Genomic DNA, 19,545 nt, shown 5'->3' with positions numbered 1-19,545 from the left:
CCCTACGTCCGCGCCCCGCTCCCCGCCCTGCCCCGGACCGTCCGCTACGACCGCGACGAGGAGGCCCTCCACCTCGACGAGGGCCGCATCTCCCCGGTCCCCCCGCAGGCCTGGGACTTCGAGGCGGGCGGAGTGCGGGTCCTGGAGGAGTGGTTCGCGGCCCGCACGGCGGTCTCCGGCGAGCCGGGCACCCTGTCCGCCGTCCGCCCGCGGACCTGGCCCCAGCCCTGGACCTCCGAACTCCTCGAACTGATCACGGTGTTGACGCTGCTGGCGGAACTGCGCCCGCAGCAGGAGGAGTTGAAGGTGCCCAACCCCGTCACGGCGATCGACCTGCGCGAGGCGGGCGTACTGCCGGTGCCGCACCGGGCCCGCCGCCCGGCCTCGGTCCTGACCCTGGACGAGGAGGGCCCGGAGGGCCAGTTGGCGCTTCTGTAAGGGCTTTCGGGAGATCAGCCCCTGGGGGCGAACGCGTCCAGCACCCTCTCCAGCGCGAACACGAAGACGGCCTCCAGGTCGATCGGCCCCGGGTCCTCGGAGAAGGCCGCGGCCATCCGCGGATAGGCGCCCGTGGCCACCTGGCTCCCCAGGTAGCCGATCCGCGCCGCGTTCTCCTGCTCCGCCGACCACGGCAGCGACCGCGTCCGCTCGGCGGTGGCCAGCTCGTTGGAGACGTACATCGTCACGACCCCGTTGAGCATGCCGACGAGCTGCATCTTCATGCCGTACGTCATGTCCAGGGGGTCCAGGCAGGCCAGGCAGTGCTCCAGGTACCGCAGGGCGTTCGGGCTGAACCCGTAGACCGGGGACATCAGCCGGGGCAGCCACGGATGCCGGTGCATCAGCTCGCGCGTCTGCCGTCCGACCCGCATCATGTCGGCCCGCCAGTCGCCGCTCGGCTCCCACAGCTCGTGCTCGCCGCCGGCCGCGTCGACCATCAGCTCGTGCAGGTCCTCCTTGCGGGGGACGTAGTTGTACAGCGACATGGTGCCGCAGCCCAGCTCGGCCGCGACATGCCGCATGGAGACCGCGTCGAGCCCCCGCGCGTCGGCGAGCCGCACGGCCGCCGCCGCGATGTCGGCCCGCGTGTACGCCGGCTTCGGCCCCCGGCCCGTCCGCTCGGGACGGGCCCAGATCACTTCCGGTACGGCCGATCGGCCAGCCATCGATCATCACCTCGGCCACCATCGTAGTTACGTACACCGTACGTAGTGCGCTATGGTCAGGCCATGACTACTACGTACGCCGTACTTAGTGAGGGTCTGGAGAAGCGATTCGGGCAGGTGCGGGCCCTGCGGGGCCTCGACCTCGCCGTCCCCGAGGGCACGGTCTGCGGGGTCCTCGGGCGCAACGGGGCGGGCAAGACGACCGCCGTACGCCTGCTGACGACACTGCTGCGGCCGGACGGCGGGTCGGCGCGGATCGCCGGGCACGATCTCGTCCGGGAGGCGGCGGCCGTCCGGCGTGTCATCGGCGTCACCGGGCAGGACACGACCGTCGACGGTGACCTCACCGGCCGGCAGAACCTGCGCCTGTTCGCCCGGCTGCACCGGGTGCGCGGGCCCGCCGGGCGCACCGACGCACTGCTGGAGCGCTTCGGTCTGACCGAGGCCGCCGACCGCGCCGCTTCCGGCTACTCGGGCGGGATGCGGCGGCGCCTGGACCTCGCGGCGAGCCTGGTCCGCCGCCCACGGGTGCTGTTCCTCGACGAGCCGACCACCGGCCTCGACCCCGCGAGCCGGGGCGAGGTCTGGGCCGTCGTCCGCGAGCTGCGCGACGAGGGCACGACGGTCCTGCTGACCACCCAGTACCTGGAGGAGGCCGACCAGCTCGCCGACGACATCGCCCTGGTGGACCGGGGCCGCGTCGCACAGACCGGCTCACCCCGCCACCTCAAGGCGCTGATCGGGTCCTACGCGGAGGCCGTCGTCGCGGATCCGGCCGCCCTGACGCGGGCGGCGGGCGTCCTCGACCGGCTCACGGGCGGCGAGCCGTCGTTCGACCACGAGCGGGCCGCCGTCGGTGTGGTCACCCGCGACAGCACGCTCACCCTGCCCCGGCTGGTCCGCGAACTCGACGCGGCGGGTGTGCCGTTGCTCGACGTCACGCTCCGCCCGCCCACCCTCGACGAGGTGTTCCTGCGTCTGACGGACGACGGGCCCGCCGACGACCACGACGTCCGACCCGCTCGGGAAAGCAGGGCCGCATGAGCACCCTCGCCCTCGCCCACGACGGTTCCGCCATGCTGGGCCGCCAGTTGCTGCGCGTGCGCAACAACCCGGCCCTGGTGATCCTCACCCAGACCATGCCGATCACCATGCTGCTCTTCTTCGGCTACGTCTTCGGCAGCGCGCTGGCGATGCCGGGCGCGCAGTACCGCTCCTTCCTCGTGCCGGGCCTGCTGGTGGCGACCGCCGCCAACGGCCTCATGACCGGCATGTTCCAGGCCGCGCAGGACGTCCACCGGGGCGTGACGGACCGCCTGCGCACGCTGCCGGTCAGCCGGGCCGCGGTGCCGCTGGGGCAGGCGGTGGCCGACCTTCTCGTCACCGCGGTGGGGACCGTGCCGTTCCTGCTGGTCGGTCTCGCGGTGGGCTGGCGGGTCGAAGGGACGGCGCCCGCAGCGGCCGGCGCGCTGGGACTGCTGCTCCTGTTCCGGTTCGCCTGCGTCTGGACCGGGATCTTCCTCGGGCTGCTGTCCCGGAGCGAGGAGGCGGCCGGCCAGCTCGGCAGCGCGACCTTCATGCTGCCGCTGCTGTCCAACGCCTACATCCCGACCGGCGGCCTGCCGGGCTGGCTGCGCACCCTCGCCGAATGGAACCCGATCAGCGCGGTGACGACGGCCCTGCGGGACCTGTTCGGCAACGCACCGGTGCCCGAGGGCGCCGCCTGGCCGGTGGCGCACCCGGTGGCCGGGGCACTGGCCTGGTGCGCCCTGCTGATCGCGGTGTTCGCGCCGCTCGCCGTGCGGCGGTACGCGCGGCCATGACAGACCGGGGCCGGGCGGGACATGATCCACCCCATGAACCAGCAGCCCGCGCCTCCGTCCCCGCCCCCGCCCTCGCCCCTCCCCCTCGACGGGCTCACCGTCGTCGCCGTCGAGCAGGCCGTGGCGGCCCCGTTCGCCACCCGGCAGCTGGCCGACCTGGGCGCCCGGGTGATCAAGGTCGAGCGGATCGACGGCGGCGACTTCGCGCGCGGCTACGACACCGCCGCCCGCGGTCTCGCCTCGCACTTCGTGTGGTGCAACCGCGGCAAGGAGTCGATCGCGCTGGACCTCAAGGACCCGCGCGGCCTGGACGTCGTAGGCCGGCTGATCGCCGACGCGGACGTGTTCGTGCAGAACCTCGCGCAGGGGGCGGCGGCCCGGCTCGGGCTGGACGCGGCCACCCTGTGCGCGGCGCACCCGCGGCTGATCGCGGTCGACATCTCGGGCTACGGCGCGTCGGGGCCGTACGCGGACAAGCGGGCGTACGACATGCTCGTGCAGTGCGAGGCGGGGCTGGTGTCGGTGACCGGGACGCCCGCGCAGCCGGTGAAGGCGGGTGTCCCGGCGGCGGACATCGCGGCGGCCATGTACGCCTTCTCGGGGGTGCTGGCGGCGCTGGTGCGGCGCGGGACGACCGGGCGGGGCGGGCCGGTGGAGGTGTCGATGCTGGAGGCGCTCGCCGAGTGGATGGGGCACCCGCTGCACCACGCGATGCACGGCGGTTCGGCCCCCGCGCGCACCGGCCTCGCGCACGCCGTGATCGCGCCCTACGACGCCTATCCGACGTCCGACGGCGGCCGCGTGCTGCTGTCGGTGCAGAACGACCGGGAGTGGCGGCGGCTCGCCGAACGGGTCCTGCAGCGGCCGGAGTTGGGCACCGACCCGGCGTACGCCACGAATGCGGCACGGGTCGCGGGCCGGGAGCGTACGGACGCGCTGGTGGCGAAGGCGCTGGGCGCGCTGGAGGCCGACGAGGCGCTGGCGCGCCTGGAGGCGGCGGGCATCGCGTGCGCACGACTGCGGGATCTGCACGAGGTGGCGGACCATCCGCAGCTGGCGGCCCGGAAGCGGTGGCGGGAGGTGGACTCGCCGGCCGGTCCGCTGCGGGCGCTGCTGCCACCGATCACGCTGCCGGGCGGGATGGAGGCACGGATGGGGGCCGTGCCCGCGCTCGGGGAACACACCGAAGCCCTGCTGCGTGCCGTGGGGATGACGGACGAGGAGATCGCAGTGATGCGTCGGGACGGTGTGGCCGCCTGAGCGCGGGCCTCAGTGCTTGTTGTTGCCGAACAGCGAACGGCGCAGCCGGCGCAGTGGCGCGAACAGCGAGACACGGCGGACGCGGACGCCCCGCGGGCTGCGGTGGGCGGACTCCCGCGAGGTCAGTTCGCGCATGAGGGAGGTCGCCTCGACCGTCTCCCGTTGGGGTATGGCGGGACCCGCCAGCACCGAGAGATGGCGGTCGAGCCGCGAACTGGTCGCGTTGCTCCCGCAGGTGATCGCAGGGACCCTCGCCCTGGTGTGCACTGCTATCTGTTCCATGTCACTCCCCACCCGTACGAGTCCACCCGGCACGGGCAGGGTAACCCTATCGTCCCGGCGAGGCACACATGTATCGCGGTCACGGGATTCACCTACCCCGTAAGGGGGTTGACGATCCCTGGACGACGCCTCAACCGTCACTCTCCGAATCCGAGTGATTTCAGGGTGAGTTGGACAACCGGCTGTGTAGTGGGCTGCAGTGACCCTCCGTCGGGTTCGACGGTCACAGCGAGTGATGCCGACGAGGGATCGAGTCCCGTGGCGACCAAGGGCGTGTCGTCGTCGAAGAGGCCCAGGGAGCGCGGTCGCGCGTCGGGGCGCATGACCCACAGCTGGTGCACCTGCCCGCCGGGGAGCCCGTCGTATCCGCTCAGCGTGACGACCGCCTCCCCCGCCCCGGCGGAGGCGATCACTCCGATCGTGCGGCCCCGCGCGTCCTTGCCGGTGCTCACCCGGGCGTCGGGAGCTGCGAGAACGTGGGCGATCTCACGTGCCTGAGCCCGCTCGGCGTCCAGCCGGTCCTGGGTGCGGCCGGCCTGGACCGCGAACAGGGAGGCGACGACGAGGGCGGCGGCGGCCGTCGCCGTGGCGAACGGCACGAACAGGGGCCGGCGCGCCCGGGGCGCACGGGAGCGTCCGGGCGGTGGCTGTGTGCCCCAGACATGCGGCGGCAGTTGAGGCGCGTGCTCCCGCATCGGCTCACGTGCGGGCTCCTGCGGCGTCGTCCGTACGGCGGCCAGGACCCGGTCGCGCATCGCGGCCGGAGCCGGCGCGGCCGTCGACCAGGCCAGCCGGACGGCGTCCTCGGACAGGGCGCGCACCTCGGCGGTGCAGCGGTCGCAGCCGCTCAGGTGCCTCTCGAAGCGGCGCCGCTCGCCGGGGTCGAGGGCGTCGAGGGCGTAGGGGGCGGCCAGCGAGTGCAGATCCTCCCGGCGGAGGAATCCAAGGATGCTCATACGGCACCTCCCAGGCAGTGGCGCAGCCGCGTGAGTCCGTCGCGCATCCGGGTCTTGACCGTGCCGAGCGGCAGCGAGAGCCGCTCTGCCACCTCACGGTAGGTGTAGCCGTCGTAGTAGGCGAGGGTGACGGACTGGCGTTGCAGGGCCGTCAGTTTGTCCAGGCAGCGGCGTACCAACTCGCGTTCCAGGCCCGCCTCCACCTCCTCGGTCACCTGGTCGAAGGCCCGGTGGTGGGCGCGCTGCGCCTCGCGCTGCTCGCGTTCGCCGGCGGCGCGGACGCTGCGCACCCGGTCGACGGCGCGGCGGTGGGCGAGGGTGAGGATCCAGGACAGGGCGCTGCCGCGCCGGGGATCGAACCTCCCTGCGGAGCGCCAGAGTTCGAGCAGTACCTCCTGGGAGACCTCCTCCGACTGCGCCGGGTCCCGCACCACGCGCCGCACCAGTCCGAACACCGGCCCGGACACGAGGCCGTAGAGCCGCTCGAAGGCGTTCTGGTCGCCTCCCGCGACGAGCACCAGCAGTTCGTCCGCCTCCATCCGGTCCCCCTCCCCACGGCCGCATCCCGGCCGTCCCGTCCTACCAGACACTCGCAACGGACACACCTCCGGAGGTGGTACGGATCAAGGTCGCCAAAACGCGGGTGAGCAGGAAAGAAAAAGTTTTTGGTTTCCGACCAATCCAATCTGCCCTCCGGGTCCGTATCACTGTCCGTCAGAAAAGTTGGCACTGAGGACGGACGGCATGACAGCTATCTCCAGGAGCGGATCCGGACGCACGGGCGTCGCGACCCTCATATGCGGTGCGCTGGCCGCCGGGGGGCTCGCAGCCGCCGGCGTCGCCACGCTGGAACCGGGGGAGGCCGCCGCCTCCAGCCACCGGGAGGCCCCGCTCATCTCGGGCACCCCGGCGTACGACAACACCGACGTGTACGCGTTCGTGAGCCCGGACAAGCCGGACACGACGACGATCGTCGCGAACTGGACCCCGTTCGAGGAGCCGGCCGGCGGCCCGAACTTCTTCCCGTTCGCGGAGGACGCCCAGTACGACATCCGCATCGACAACAACGGTGACGCTCAGGGCGAGTTGGTCTTCCGCTACACCTTCAAGACGCATGTGAAGAACAAGAAGACGTTCCTGTACAACACGGGGGCGGTCGAGAGCCTGGACGACCCCGACCTGAACGTGACGCAGACGTACGACCTCGAGCTGATCAAGCTCAGGAAGGAGAAGGTCGTCCACACGACGAAGCTCGCGGACGACGTGCCGGTGGCACCGTCGAACGTCGGCAAGGCGTCGATGCCGGACTACGCCAAGCTCCGCAGCCAGGCGGTCTACAAGCTCTCCAACGGCTCGCAGACCTTCGCCGGCCAGGCCGACGACCCCTTCTTCCTCGACCTGCGCGTCTTCGACCTGCTGTACGGCGGGAACCTCTCCGAGGTCGGCAACGACACGCTCAAGGGCTACAACGTCAACTCCATCGCACTCCAGGTGCCGACGGACCTGATCGCCGAGTCCGAGCACCAGCCGATCGTGGGCATCTGGTCGACCACCCAGCGCCGTAACGCGCAGGGCTACCACTCGCAGGTCTCCCGGCTGGGCAGCCCGCTGGTCAACGAGGTCGTCAACCCCATCAAGGACAAGGACAAGTTCAACGCGTCCGTGCCGAAGGACGACGGCCAGTTCCTGAAGAACGTCACCAACCCGGAGCTGCCCAAGCTCATCGAGGCGATCTACAAGATCAAGGCGCCCGCCGAGCCGCGCAACGACCTGGTGGACGTGTTCCTCAAGGGCGTGAAGGGGCTCAACCAGCCGCCGCACGTGACGCCTTCGGAGCAGTTGCGCCTCAACACCTCCATCAAGCCGACCGCTTCTCCCAAGCGGCTGGGCGTACTGGACGGCGACAACGCGGGCTTCCCGAACGGGCGTCGGCTCACCGACGACGTGATCGACGCCTCGCTCCAGGTCGTCGAGGGCGAACTCCTCGGCGCGAAGAACGACCTGGGTGACGCGGTCGACAAGAACGACAAGGCCTTCGAGAAGGCCTTCCCCTACGTCGCCCTGCCGACCGAGGGCTCGCGCGGACCGCTCGCCAAGGGCGTCAGCACGGGCAACGACGTCCGCAACCAGCTCGGCGACGCACTGCAGCCGGCGGGCACCACGACCGGCACCGACACCACCCTGATCGCCACCTCGGCGGGCGCCGGCGCGGCCGGCATCCTGCTCATCGGCGGCGGCCTGATGTGGTGGCGCCGGATGAGCGGCGGCGGCGGCCGACGGGCGTACCGCGGCCGCTAGGCCCCTGCCGGGGCCGTTCCCTACAGGCCCTCGCACGGCCCTCATGTCCGGGCGGGCCGGGGAGAATCCTGCACTCCCCAGCCCGCCCCACCGACCGGTGCGGCCCGCGTACTCCCCCACGGCGCGGGCCGCGCCACCCCCACGCACGTGCGCGGGACGATCCGAACCAGGCGACCGAGGAGAGGGCATGGCCCCGCGTACGAACGACGGCGAACCGGAGCGTGACCGGGCGGCCTCCCTGCCCGGGACCACCGCACCGGTGACGGAAACGGCGTCCGGCGGAGCGCCCGGGGCAACCCCCGGGGAGGCAGCGGGCCCGCCCACGGACCGCCCGGAGGTGACCGGCGAGAACGAACACACCGAGGCCACCGGCGCGACCGGGCAGACGGCGGAAACCGGGGAAGCCCGGGAGACCGGAGAGCCCGCGGAGACCGGAGAGCCTGGGGAAACGGGAGAGCCCGCGGAGACCGGAGAGACCCGGGAGACCGGGAGGACCGAGGAGACCGGAGCCGGCGAGGACCGGGTCGCCGCCGTCCGCCGGGTCGCCACCGCGGGCCGCCGCCGGCGGTCCGTACAGCTCGGGGCCTGTGCCGCAATGCTGGCCGTCGGCCTGACCGCCGGGGCGATCGCGCTCGGCGCGGTGCGGGACGGCGGGGCGACACCGGTCGTCGCGGCCGCCGCCCTCTCCCCCGGACTGCTCGCGGGCGCCGACCTGAGCACCGGCATCGCCTCGCTCCAGGCCCATCTGCGCGACCAGCCCCGGGACTTCGGCGGCTGGGCCACCCTCGGCCTCGCCTACGTCGAGCAGGCGCGCACCCAGGGCGACCCCTCCCGCTACCCGCAGGCCGAGCAGGCCCTCCAGCGTTCCCTCGCCCTGCGCCCGGACAACGACCAGGCCCTCGCCGGCCGGGCCGCGCTCGCCGCGGCCCGCCACGAGTTCGGTGACGCGCTCGCCCACGCCGACCGGGCCCTGAGGCAGAACCCCTACAACGAACGCGCCCTGTGCTCCCGTATCGACGCGCTCGTCGAGCTGGGCCGGTACGAGGAGGCGTCCGCCGCCGCCCGCACCGCCGACGAACGGCGGCCCGGCGTACCGGTGTTCACCCGTTACGCCTACGTGCACGAGCTGCGCGGCGACGTCACCACCGCCCGCCGGGTCCTGGACCAGGCCCTGGCCGCCTCGACCACGCCCGGCGACATCGCCTACGTGGCCACCCAGCTCGGGCACCTCGCCTGGAACCAGGGCACCTACGACACCGCCCTCACCCACTACGCCCGCGCCCTCGCCGCCGACGAGAACTACCTCCCGGCGCTGGAGGGCCGCGCCCGCGCCCAGGCGGCGAGCGGGCGTCGGGCCGAGGCGATCCAGGGGCTGGAGAACGTGGTCGCCCGTTTCCCGCTGCCCGGTCCGCTCGTCGAGCTGGGCGAGCTGTACGAGGCCCGGGGCGGCGAGGGCGACGCGGCGAAGGCCGAGGCCCAGTACCGGCTCGTCGACGCCTGGACGGCGCTCGCCCGCGCCAACGGCGTCAACGCCGACCTCGACACCGCGCTCGCGGCAGCCGACCACGGCGACAAGGCGGCGGCACTGCGCGCGGCCCGCGCCGAGTGGGACCGCCGCCGGACCGTGCACACGGCGGACGCCCTCGCCTGGGCCCTGCACGTCAACGGCAAGGACGACGAGGCCCTCCCCTACGCCCGGCAAGCCACCGCAAGCGGTTACGGCAACGCGGCCCTCCTCTACCACCGGGGCGTGATCGAACACGCCACGGGTCACCGGGACGACGCCCGCACCCACCTCACGGCGGCCCTGAAGCTCAACCCGGGCTTCTCGGTCCTCGGCGCCCGCGAGGCCCGTGCTGCACTGAAGACGCTGGAGGCGGCCAAGTGACGCTCCGTCGTGTGTTCGCCTCCTGCGCGGCCGTCCTGACGGCCGGGTGCGCGCTCGCCCTGATACCTTCCGCCAGTGCGAGCGCGCACCCCCTGGGCAACTTCACCGTCAACCGCTACGACGGTCTCGTGGCCGCTCCCGGGCAGCTGCGCGTGAACCATGTCGAGGACCTCGCCGAGATCCCGGCGACCCAGGCGAAGCCGGACGTCGAGCGGCTCGGACTGGCCGAGTGGGCCCGGCAGCGGTGTGTCACGGCCGCCGAGGACAGCCGCCTCACCGTCGACGGCCGTACGGTCGCCCTCGCGGCCGGTGCCGCCAGGGCGGACCTGCGGCCCGGTCAGGCGGGGCTCGACACCCTGCGCGTGGAGTGCCGGCTGACCGCCGCGCTGCCCGCGGACGCCTCGGCCTCCCTCACCTTCCGGAGTGCGGGAGCCTCCTCCGGGCCCGGCTGGCGTGAGATCACCGCCCGCGGCGACCGGATGACGCTCACCGACTCCGACGTACCGCAGGACTCGGTGTCGGACGAACTCACCGGCTATCCGGCCGAGTTGCTTTCCTCCCCCGCCGACACCCCGGCCGCGTCCCTGCGGGTGCGGCCCGGCGGACCGGCCCTCGCCGGGGAGGACGAAGACGCGCCCGCCGCGTCCGTGCTGCCGCGCGGCGCGGACCGCTGGACGCGGGCCCTGGACAGCCTGGTCGCCCGGCAGCACCTCACCTTCGGCTTCGCCGCGCTGGCTCTGGTCCTCGCGGTCGGGCTCGGCGCGATGCACGCCCTCGCGCCGGGCCACGGCAAGACCCTGATGGCGGCGACCGCGGCCGCGCGCGGCGACCGGGCCCGCTTCAAGGACGTCCTGCCCCTGGCCGCGTCGGTCACCGTCACCCACACCCTCGGCGTGGTCGCCCTCGGTCTCCTGGTCACCGCCGGCTCGGCCGCCGCGCCCTCGGTGGTCGCCTGGCTGGGCCTGGCCAGCGGCGCCCTGGTCCTGTTCGCGGGCGCGACCCTCGTACGACGTGCCTGGCACCTGCGGGGTCACGGCCCCGGACACGGACACCCGCACCCCCACCCGCACGAGCCGGTGAAGCCGCCCGCCCGCCGGCTGGCCCTCGTCGGCGCGCCCACGGAGCACGTGCACCAGGCCGACGACCACGGCCACCGTCACGATCAGCGCCACGATCACGACCACCACGACCACCACGACCACCGTCACGATCATGGGCACACCCACACGCACACCCACGGCGGTGTGCCCCACTCCCACCCCACCGCCCCGACCCTGCGTGGCACGATCCTGCTCGGCTTCGCCGGGGGGCTGGTCCCCAGCCCCTCCGCCGTCGTCGTGCTGGTCGGCGCGGCGGCGCTCGGGCACGCCTGGTTCGGGCTGCTGCTCGTCGTCGCCTACGGGGTCGGGCTGGCGCTCACCCTGACGGCAGCCGGGTTCGCCGTCGTCAGGCTGGGCACGGGCGCCGCCCGGCTGCTGGACCGGGGTCCGCGCTGGACCGGCCGGCCGGCCGTGGCGCTGGTCCGCCGGAACCTGCCTCTGTGGTCGGCGCTGGTGGTCGTGGCCCTGGGGGTCGGGCTGGTGCTCAAGGGGGCCGCATCCGTGCTGGTCTGAGCTACGTTGGGGAGGTATCGACCTGGATGCGAAGGGGGAACGGGGTGCGCGGTGACCGGAGAACCGGGCAGTGAGCGTCTGATCGCGGGCCGCTACCGCCTGCTGTCCCCGCTCGGCGAGGGCGGCATGGGCACGGTGTGGCGGGCGCGGGACGAGGTGCTGCACCGCGAGGTCGCCGTCAAGGAGGTCCGTGCCCCGGCCGGGCTGCCGGACTCGGACATCGAGCGGTTGTACGCCCGGCTGGAGCGAGAGGCCTGGGCCGCGGCCCGGGTCGCGAACCGCAATGTCGTGACGGTGTACGACGTGGCCGTGCAGGACGGCCGGCCGTGGATCGTCATGGAGCTGGTGCGCGGCATCTCGCTCGCCGAACTGCTTGATGCCGAGGGCCCGTTGGAGCCCGCCCAGGCCGCCCACATCGGTGCCGAGGTGCTCGCCGCGCTGCGCGCGGCGCACGAGGTGGGCGTGCTGCACCGGGACGTGAAACCGGCCAACGTGCTGATGTCCAACGACGGCCGGGTGGTGCTCACCGACTTCGGCATCGCCTCCGTCGAGGGCACCTCGGCGATCACCATGACCGGCGAGGTCATCGGCTCTCCCGAGTTCCTGGCGCCGGAGCGGGCGCTGGGCCGCACGCCGGGCCCCGAGTCGGACCTGTGGTCGCTGGGCGTGCTGCTGTACGCGGCGGTCGAGGGCAACTCCCCCTTCCGGCACGACACGCCGCTGAGCACGTTGCGCGCGATCGTCGACGAGGAGCTGCCGCCGCCGCGCCGGGCGGGCGAGCTCGCCCCCGTGATCGAGGGGCTGCTGCGCAAGGATCCCGCCGAGCGGGTGCCGGCCGAGGTGGCCGAGCGGGACCTGCGGGTCCTCGCCTCGGGCGGGACCTCCCGGCCCGGCACGCTCCGGGCGGCGTCGCCGTATCCGCCGACGGGTGCCGGGCGTCCCGCGACGTCGCGCACCGAGCCGGTTCCGGCGCCGGTTCCCGATCCGGCCGCGTCCTGGTCGGATCCGCTGGGGGCCACCGGCCGGACCGGGCCCGGCCGCGACCGGCGTACCGCCGGGGTGCTGATCGCCGGCGTGGCCGCGCTGGCACTGGCGGTCGGCGGGCTGACGTACGCGCTGCTCGACCAGGAGGGCAAGGGCGACGGAGGCGACGGGAACGTCGCCAACAGCCAGTCGCAGGGCGTGACTCCGTCGGCGACGCCGCGGGAGAGCGAGACGTCGGGGAGCGAGCGGCCCTCGCCGAGCGCGAGTCCGAGTCCGAGTCCGAGCGCCACGAGTGAGGCTCCGCCGCAGTCCGTGGCGGTCACCGTCACCGGCTCGCACACGGACTACTCGGGTTCCTGTCCGCTGCCGGACGGGCAGGCGCCGACGTTCACGGCGACCTTCACGGTGGGCCGGCTGCCCGCGCAGGTGTCCTACCGGTGGGTGTCGGAGGAAGGTGAGCTCGTGGACTCCGTCTGGAGGACCCTGGACCTTCCGGCGGGCGGCGGGAGGTCGGGGCAGGACCGGGTGACCGTGACGACGTACGCCGAGAGCGGGACGTACCGCAACGCGATCGGTGTCGAGGTGCGGGAGCCGGGCCGTACGACGTCGAACTCGGTGCCGTTCTCGGTGGCGTGTGAGACGGAGGCCCCGTCGGGCGAGGCCTCCCCCTCCGCGTCACCCTCTCAGTGACGGCTCAGGCGGCGCTGTTGAGGACCGGCAGGTAGCCGCCCGACTGACCGGAGGCGGTCGGGTGGTAGGACTCGCCGATGTTGAGCCAGTTGAGGCTGTGCAGCCAGGAGCTGCCGGAGCAGATCTCGTGGCCGGTGAAGGTGGTGCGGACGTCACCGAAGGCGAAGCCGTGGGCGGCGGCGCGCTTGGCGATGGCGGTGTTGAGGTGGTCGGAGGCGTTGTTGATGGCGATGCGCTTGGTCCCGGACAGGCCCAGGCAGGTCGTGCCGAGCTTGTAGAAGCGGGGGTAGCCGATGACGACGACGCGGGCGGCGGGTGCCTTGGCGCGGATCGCCGAGTAGACGCTGTCGAGCTTGCCGGGGAGTGTGGAGTCGACGTAGGCGCGGGCGGTGTTGATGCGGCTCACGCAGGTGCTGTCGGAGCTGGTGACGCAGGTGGTCATGACGTCGGCGAAGCCGGCGTCGTTGCCGCCGACGGTGATGGAGACCAGGCCGGTGGAGGAGTTGAGCGGGGCGAGCTGGCCGGCGAGAACATCACCCGTTCGAGCGCCCGAGCAAGCGGTGAACGAGAACGAGCTGGGGGCGTGTGCGGCGTTCCAGAGGTACGGAAACGCCTTCGTGCTGCGCTTGCAGTTGCCGCTGGAGCTGACGTAGCTGCCGGCTCCGACGCCTGAGGAGTAGGAGTCGCCGAGGGCCACATAGCCGCCGTTCGCGGCAAGTTGGGCTCCCTGCGCCGAGCCTGCCCCGGTGAGGGCGGCGCCGGCGGCGAGGAGGATCGAGCTGACGAATACGGCAATTCGGGAACGTCTCATGGAACCTCCCTTAGCAGGATCTCTGCCACAACCGTCGTAGCAACGACGCGTGTTGACGGGAAGTGTCCATGCCAAGTCTTTTCGGCCTGTCGGGTGATTAATCACCCCGCCCGCGCTGCGTGGTCATGCCAAATTCGTCGACTGCTCTTCAGCACCCTTGTTCTGAGCGGGTAGGTCGGGCCCCTGATCAGTAATGTCCGTCTCGACAACGGGACGAGCCGTTGTGTAACGGTCAAACGAACAAAAAGGTGAGCCCTCGTTCCAGGTCTTGCCATACAGGTGTATTGGTCAATACCGTCAGACATCTCACCCGCATCGGACCGTCGGCAAGCGGCTCTAGGGGAGGGCTCGAGGACCGCGATGGATTCCGGCGCGGGGCGCGGTAGGGGGGTGCCGTGCCCGGTGGCCGCACATGGCCGACCGGGTCGTGCCGCGCAGTCGGCTGCCGTCTTCAGGCGGTGTCCGGCCTGCTTTGCCAGCTCACCCGGCGTGCGCGGAGTCGTCTTCCGCCGTGCCGAGTCGCGGGGCCCGCGGAGAGGTCTTCCGTCGTGCCGTGCGGCCGGGGTGACAAAACAACCCCCCTTTCGAACCGGACTGACATCCGGGCCGCCCGGGGGTGGGCGGCCCACCGGACGAGAGGGACCAGACCCATGAGTTCCGTTCTTCAACCGGCGACACCGGGCCAGGACCGCCAGGCTCCGTCGACCGCCGGCCAGTACCGGCCCATCTCCTCTCACCTGGCCATCACGCCACCGGTGAGCGTCGTGATCCCTGCGATGAACGAGGCCGAGAACCTTCCGTACGTCTTCAAGAGCCTGCCGGACTGGATCCACGAAGTGGTGCTGGTCGACGGCAACTCCACCGACGACACCGTCGCGGTCGCGCGTGAACTGTGGCCCGGCGTCAAGGTCGTGGGACAGCAGGGCCGGGGCAAGGGCGACGCCCTGATCACCGGCTTCGAGGCGTGCAGCGGCGACATCATCGTGATGGTCGACGCGGACGGCTCGGCCGACGGCGGCGAGATCGTGTCGTACGTCAGCGCCCTCGTCTCGGGCGCGGACTTCGCCAAGGGCTCCCGCTTCGCCAACGGCGGCGGCACCGACGACATGACCTTCGTCCGCCGGCTGGGCAACGGCGTCCTGTGCGCCATCGTCAACCGCAAGTTCGGCGCCCGCTACACCGACCTGTGCTACGGCTACAACGCGTTCTGGCGGCACTGCCTGGACAAGATCGACCTGGACTGCACCGGCTTCGAGGTCGAGACCCTGATGAACATCCGGGTCGTCAAGGCCGGGCTGAAGGTGCAGGAGATCCCCAGCCACGAGTACCTGCGCATCCACGGGGTCAGCAATCTGCGCGCCGTACGGGACGGACTGCGGGTGCTGCGGGTGATCATCGGCGAGCGGTCCAACCGGCGGGCGCTGCGGCGCGAAGGGCGTCGTTCGCGGATGCTCGACTCGGGCCGGGGAGAGGTGTCTTGAGCACGGGCGAAGCCTCGGCCGGCCCTCGCGCCGACAGCGCCGTCGATGGCCCCGCCGATATCGCAGCCGATGTCCCCGCCGGTATCACCGCCGATATCGCAGCCGATGTCCCCGCCGGTATCACCGTCCGTGTCTCCGTCGTCGTCTGCGTCTACACCGAGGACCGCTGGGAGGACATCCTCGCGGCGGTCTCCTCGGTGCGCGCGCAGAGCCGGCCGGCTCTGGAGACCCTGCTGGTCGTCGACCACAACCCGGTGCTCCTGGACCGGCTGACCAGGGAGTACAAGGAGGTCACCGGGGTGAGGGTGCTGCCGAACGCGGGCCCGCGCGGTCTGTCGGCCGGCCGCAACACCGGCATCGCGGCCTCCCGCGGCGAGGTCGTCGCCTTCCTCGACGACGACGCCGTCGCCGAACGCGACTGGCTGCGCCGGTTCGCCGCCGCCTACGACGACCCGCTGGTGATGGCCGTGGGCGGCAGGACCGAGCCGGTGTGGGCGTCGGGGCGGCGGCCCGACTGGTTCCCCGACGAGTTCGACTGGGTGGTGGGCTGCTCCTACCGGGGCCTGGCGCCCGGCCTGACCCGGGTGCGCAACATCCTCGGCGGCAACGCCTCGTTCCGGCGCGCGGCGTTCGACCTCGCGGGCGGCTTCGCCACCGGCATCGGCCGCGACGGCGACAGACGGCCGCTGGGCGGCGAGGAGACCGAACTGTGCATCCGGCTCAGCCGCGCCAGACCCGACGCGATCCTGCTCGTCGACGACCGCGCGGTGATCCACCACAAGGTGCCCGAGGCGCGCGAGCGGTTCGCGTACTTCCGCACCCGCACCTACGCCGAGGGCCTGTCCAAGGCGCTTGTCGCCCGCAGTGTCGGCGCCGGCAAGGGGCTGGAGTCCGAACGCCGTTACGCCACACGCGTGTTGCCGGCCGGGGTGGTCCGGGGGCTGCGCGACCAGGTGCTGGCCCGCCGCGGCGGAGCCCGGCGGGCGGGCGCCATCGTCGCCGGGGTGCTCACGGCCGCCGGCGGCTATGCGGTGGGCAGCCTGCGGGCGCGACGCGAGGGGACCAGGTTCTCGGCCGTACGGTTCGACGCGCCCGCGGGGGCGGACCGGGAGGCCGCCGCATGACGGAGACGCGGATCCCGGTCCTCATGTACCACGCGGTCGCGGCCGACCCGAACGACGCGACCCGTGCCCTGTCCGTCTCCCCGCAGGCGTTCGCCGAGCAGATGGCGCTGATCGCCGACCGGGGCATGACCCCGCTCACCACCGCCGGCCTCGCGGCCCGCTGGCGCCACGGCCGGCCGCTGCCCGCCCTGCCCGTCCTGATCACCTTCGACGACGGCTACGAGGGCGTGCACCGCCACGCCCTGCCCGCCCTGGCCGAGCACGGCTTCCCGGCCACCCTGTTCGTGTCCACCGGCTGGCTCCGGGGCGCGTACGACACCGGCGGCGGCCTCGACACCATGCTGGACTGGCGGCAGGTGCGCGAACTGGCCGACGCGGGCGTCGAGATCGGCGGCCACAGCCACACCCACCCGCAGCTCGACCAGCTCGGCGACAGCGCGCTGCGCGCCGAGCTGACCCGCTGCCGGGACCTTCTCGCCGGTGAACTCGGCGCCCCGCCCGAGTCGTTCGCCTACCCGTACGGCTACTCCAGCAGACGGGTGCGCACCGCCGTACGGGAGAACGGGTTCGCCCAGGCGCTCGCCGTCGGCAACGCGCTGGCCCGGCGCGCGCAGGGGCCGTACGCCCTGCGGCGGGTCACCGTGCGGCGCGGCACCGGCGCCGGGGAGTTCGAGCGGCTGCTCGACGGCCGCGCGGTCGCCCGCACCTTCGCGCTCGACCGCGCCCTCACCAAGGGGTACGCGGTGGTCCGCAGGACCCGGCGGATCCACCGCAGGGCGATCGGGGCGCTGGCCTGAACCGCAGGGCGCCGACGGGGCGCGCGGGCGGGGCGAACCCCGGCCGCGTCCCCCGGCGCACCGCTCGGGCGGACAGATCCGACACACCGGCGCGCACCGCGGAAACCGGGTGCAGACGGGCCGCCGGTGCCGGATCATGGCGGGCATGTCCGCGCACCCACACGACGCCCTGCCGATGCGGCTCAACGTCGACGACTCCGACTCCCCGTCCGATGTCGTCGACGCGCTGTTCCTCGGCCGCTTCGCGACGGGCGAGCAGCCGTACTCGCACGCGGTGAACATCGACCGCGTCCGCTCCGGCGTCACCCTGGTCCCGCCCCACGCACGCGTGCTGCGCGTCGCCCGCGACGACGACCGCAGCGCCACCCTCGCCGAGGGCGACGGCTGGACGCTGCTGGTCTCCCGCTGGAACCGCGGCGCGGACGTCACCGTCACCGCGACCACCGCCGAACTCGCCGCGAAGATCCTCGACGAGGCGACCGACGGCGCGACCGACGAGCCCGAACCCCAGCCGGAGAACGTGACCATGGGCTTCTGGTACGTCTCCCCGCGGCGCGGCCCGCACCGCACCACCCGCCAGATCTCCGCGGGCACCTGGGACGAGATCCGCCCCAACTACACGGCCCCCGTCGCCGAGGCGATGGACCACCTGATGGGGACCACCCCCGACAACATCGCCGGCCGGCTGCTCCTGCTGCACGGCCCGCCCGGCACCGGCAAGACCTCCGCACTGCGCACCCTGGCCCGCTCCTGGCGGGACTGGTGCCAGATCGACTGCGTCCTGGACCCCGAGCGGCTGTTCTCCGACGTCGGCTATCTGATGGACATCGCGATCGGCGAGGAGGACGGCCCCGGCAAGGGCCGCTGGCGGCTGCTCCTGCTGGAGGACTGCGACGAGCTGATCCGCGGCGAGGCCAAGCACACCGCCGGCCAGGCCCTCTCCCGGCTGCTCAACCTCACCGACGGCCTGCTCGGCCAGGGACGCAACGTGCTGGTCGGGGTGACCACCAACGAGGACCTGGAACGGCTGCACCCCGCGGTCGTGCGGCCCGGCCGCTGCCTGGCCCGGATCGAGGTCGGCCCGCTGACCCGCCGCGAATCGGTGGACTGGCTCGGCACCGAGGAGGGCGTCGGCCGCGAGGGCGCGACCCTGGCCGAGCTGTACGCACTGCGCCGGGGCACCTCCCCGACCTCGCTGCCGGAGCCGCGCGGCGGAGTCGACGCGGGGCTCTACCTGTAGTGCTTTGATGGATGCATGACCCTGTTCGTCGGCACGTCGGGGTGGCAGTACAAGGACTGGAAGGGTGTCCTGTACCCGGCCAACGTGCCCGTGCGGCGGTGGCTGGAGGAGTACACGGCGCACTTCGCCACCGTCGAGATCAACAACGCGTTCTACCGGCTGCCCTCGCGGGAGACCTTCGCGTCCTGGGCCGGGCGGGTCCCGCAGGACTTCGTCGTCGCGGTCAAGGCGAGCCGCTACCTCACCCACATCAAGCGGCTGCGGGAGCCCGAGGAGCCGGTGGGGCGCCTGATGAGTCACGCGGCCGGGCTCGGTGACCGTCTCGGCCCGGTCCTGCTCCAGCTGCCGCCGACCCTGCGCGCCGACCCGGATCTGCTGGACACCTGCCTGGCCCGCTTCCCGTCCGGCAGCCGCGTCGCCGTCGAACCCCGCCACGACTCCTGGTGGACCCCGCGGGTGCGCTCGGTCCTGGAACGCCGGGGTGCCGCGCTGTGCTGGGCCGACGCCCACTCCCGCCCGGTCACCCCGCTGTGGCGGACCGCCGGCTGGGGCTACGTCCGCTTCCACCAGGGCCGCGCCCGGCCCTGGCCGCACTACGGCCGACGCGCGCTGGAGACCTGGATCGACCGCATCGCCACGACCTGGCCGGCCGACGCCGACGTGTACGCCTACTTCAACAACGACCCGGGCGGCGCGGCGGTGGAGAACGCGGTCCTGTTCGGAAGACTCGCGGAACGAGCGGGCCTGAGGCCTACGCGGACGGTCAGTGTGGCGGCGGGGTGAGGGGCTGGGCGGCTGCGGCTGAGGGACCGGGCTCCGGGGGCCACCCGACCGGGAGCGGGACGGCTGAGAGTCCGGACCCCGAGGGCCACACGGCCGGAGCGGGACGGCTGGGCGGCTGCGGCTGCGGCTGCGGCTGCGGGACCGGACTCCGACGGCCACACGACCGGGAGCGGGACGCCTGGGCGCCTGGGCGCCTGCACGCCTGGACGGCTGGACGGCTGGACGGCTGAAGGTCCGGGCCACCGGGCCACCGGGCCACCGGGCCACCGGGCCACCGGGCCACCGGGCCACCGGGCCACCGGGCCACCGGGCCACCGGGCCACCGGGCCACCGGGCCACCGGGCCACCG

18 protein-coding genes are annotated in these 19,545 nt (G+C 73.2%); 13 read left to right on the top strand and 5 right to left on the bottom strand.

The features are described 5' to 3' along the window. On the top strand, positions 1-438 hold a 438-nt coding region (locus P1P75_RS27790), incomplete at its 5' end, for a type ISP restriction/modification enzyme (protein ID WP_319260292.1). A gap of 14 nt (positions 439-452) precedes the next feature. Here P1P75_RS27790 and P1P75_RS27785 read toward each other — a convergent pair. Beyond that, on the bottom strand, positions 453-1,166 hold the full coding sequence (locus tag P1P75_RS27785) for a TetR/AcrR family transcriptional regulator (protein WP_319260289.1): 714 nt from the start codon (positions 1,164-1,166) through the stop codon (positions 453-455). Positions 1,167-1,229: 63 nt separating this feature from the next. Here P1P75_RS27785 and P1P75_RS27780 point away from each other — a divergent pair, with 63 nt between their 5' ends. From P1P75_RS27780 to P1P75_RS27770, 3 genes are read left to right on the top strand one after another with little or no spacing between them, the layout of a single operon-like run. After that, positions 1,230-2,210: an ATP-binding cassette domain-containing protein gene (locus P1P75_RS27780; protein ID WP_319260286.1), complete on the top strand. Its 981-nt coding sequence runs from the start codon at positions 1,230-1,232 to the stop codon at positions 2,208-2,210. Next, complete coding sequence (locus P1P75_RS27775) at positions 2,207-2,989, top strand: ABC transporter permease (protein WP_319260284.1); 783 nt, start codon at positions 2,207-2,209, stop codon at positions 2,987-2,989. Before P1P75_RS27780 ends, P1P75_RS27775 begins: the two co-directional genes overlap by 4 nt. Before the next feature lie 33 nt (positions 2,990-3,022). Further along, the gene (locus tag P1P75_RS27770) at positions 3,023-4,249 is read left to right on the top strand and encodes a CaiB/BaiF CoA-transferase family protein (protein WP_319260281.1); all 1,227 of its coding nucleotides are present in this window, start codon (positions 3,023-3,025) and stop codon (positions 4,247-4,249) included. Between the two features lie 9 nt (positions 4,250-4,258). Here P1P75_RS27770 and P1P75_RS27765 read toward each other — a convergent pair whose 3' ends face one another. From P1P75_RS27765 to P1P75_RS27755, 3 genes are all read right to left on the bottom strand, one after another. Further along, on the bottom strand, positions 4,259-4,531 hold the full coding sequence (locus tag P1P75_RS27765; protein ID WP_319260280.1) for a hypothetical protein: 273 nt from the start codon (positions 4,529-4,531) through the stop codon (positions 4,259-4,261). Positions 4,532-4,668: 137 nt separating this feature from the next. After that, positions 4,669-5,487, bottom strand: coding sequence for an anti-sigma factor (locus tag P1P75_RS27760; RefSeq protein ID WP_319260277.1), 819 nt, complete (start codon positions 5,485-5,487; stop codon positions 4,669-4,671). Further along, positions 5,484-6,026, bottom strand: a complete 543-nt coding sequence (locus P1P75_RS27755) for a sigma-70 family RNA polymerase sigma factor (protein WP_319260275.1) — start codon at positions 6,024-6,026, stop codon at positions 5,484-5,486. Before P1P75_RS27755 ends, P1P75_RS27760 begins: the two co-directional genes overlap by 4 nt. 205 nt (positions 6,027-6,231) lie before the next feature. Between P1P75_RS27755 and P1P75_RS27750 the strand changes: the two genes are divergently transcribed. The 4 genes from P1P75_RS27750 (at position 6,232) to P1P75_RS27735 (ending at position 12,960) form a co-directional block, all read left to right on the top strand. Then, the gene (locus P1P75_RS27750) at positions 6,232-7,785 is read left to right on the top strand and encodes a DUF4331 domain-containing protein (protein WP_319260273.1); all 1,554 of its coding nucleotides are present in this window, start codon (positions 6,232-6,234) and stop codon (positions 7,783-7,785) included. 187 nt (positions 7,786-7,972) lie between these two features. Then, positions 7,973-9,673: a tetratricopeptide repeat protein gene (locus tag P1P75_RS27745; RefSeq protein ID WP_319260270.1), complete on the top strand. Its 1,701-nt coding sequence runs from the start codon at positions 7,973-7,975 to the stop codon at positions 9,671-9,673. Continuing rightward, a complete protein-coding gene (locus P1P75_RS27740) occupies positions 9,670-11,286 on the top strand; it encodes a nickel transporter (protein WP_319260267.1) in 1,617 nt (538 codons plus the stop codon). The genes P1P75_RS27745 and P1P75_RS27740 overlap by 4 nt, the downstream gene beginning before the upstream one ends. A gap of 51 nt (positions 11,287-11,337) precedes the next feature. After that, positions 11,338-12,960 carry a serine/threonine-protein kinase gene (locus tag P1P75_RS27735; protein WP_319260265.1) on the top strand — a complete coding sequence of 541 codons (1,623 nt, stop codon included), beginning with the start codon at positions 11,338-11,340 and terminating at the stop codon, positions 12,958-12,960. A 4-nt stretch (positions 12,961-12,964) separates the two neighbouring features. On the opposite strand, the gene P1P75_RS27730 is transcribed toward P1P75_RS27735, so the two are convergent. Beyond that, a complete protein-coding gene (locus P1P75_RS27730) occupies positions 12,965-13,771 on the bottom strand; it encodes an SGNH/GDSL hydrolase family protein (RefSeq protein WP_319260262.1) in 807 nt (268 codons plus the stop codon). A gap of 650 nt (positions 13,772-14,421) precedes the next feature. Between P1P75_RS27730 and P1P75_RS27725 the strand changes: the two genes are divergently transcribed. The 5 genes from P1P75_RS27725 (at position 14,422) to P1P75_RS27705 (ending at position 19,196) form a co-directional block, all read left to right on the top strand. Further along, positions 14,422-15,252: a glycosyltransferase family 2 protein gene (locus tag P1P75_RS27725; RefSeq protein WP_319260258.1), complete on the top strand. Its 831-nt coding sequence runs from the start codon at positions 14,422-14,424 to the stop codon at positions 15,250-15,252. Between the two features lie 119 nt (positions 15,253-15,371). Continuing rightward, positions 15,372-16,376, top strand: a complete 1,005-nt coding sequence (locus P1P75_RS27720) for a glycosyltransferase family 2 protein (protein ID WP_319260295.1) — start codon at positions 15,372-15,374, stop codon at positions 16,374-16,376. Further along, entirely contained in the window at positions 16,373-17,173 is an 801-nt protein-coding gene (locus P1P75_RS27715; RefSeq protein WP_319260256.1) for a polysaccharide deacetylase family protein, read from the top strand. Before P1P75_RS27720 ends, P1P75_RS27715 begins: the two co-directional genes overlap by 4 nt. A 145-nt stretch (positions 17,174-17,318) precedes the next feature. Continuing rightward, positions 17,319-18,413, top strand: a complete 1,095-nt coding sequence (locus P1P75_RS27710) for a DUF5925 domain-containing protein (RefSeq protein ID WP_319260254.1) — start codon at positions 17,319-17,321, stop codon at positions 18,411-18,413. A 15-nt stretch (positions 18,414-18,428) separates the two neighbouring features. Continuing rightward, complete coding sequence (locus tag P1P75_RS27705; RefSeq protein ID WP_319260251.1) at positions 18,429-19,196, top strand: DUF72 domain-containing protein; 768 nt, start codon at positions 18,429-18,431, stop codon at positions 19,194-19,196. The last annotated feature ends 349 nt before the right edge of the window (positions 19,197-19,545 follow it).

Origin of the sequence: Streptomyces sp. ID05-39B, from assembly GCF_033794725.1 — a bacterium.
In the GTDB taxonomy this organism is placed as follows: Bacteria; Actinomycetota; Actinomycetes; order Streptomycetales; family Streptomycetaceae; genus Streptomyces; species Streptomyces bobili.
The sequence above is the reverse complement of the archived record's forward strand: the minus strand, read 5'-3'. Positions and strand labels throughout refer to the sequence as shown.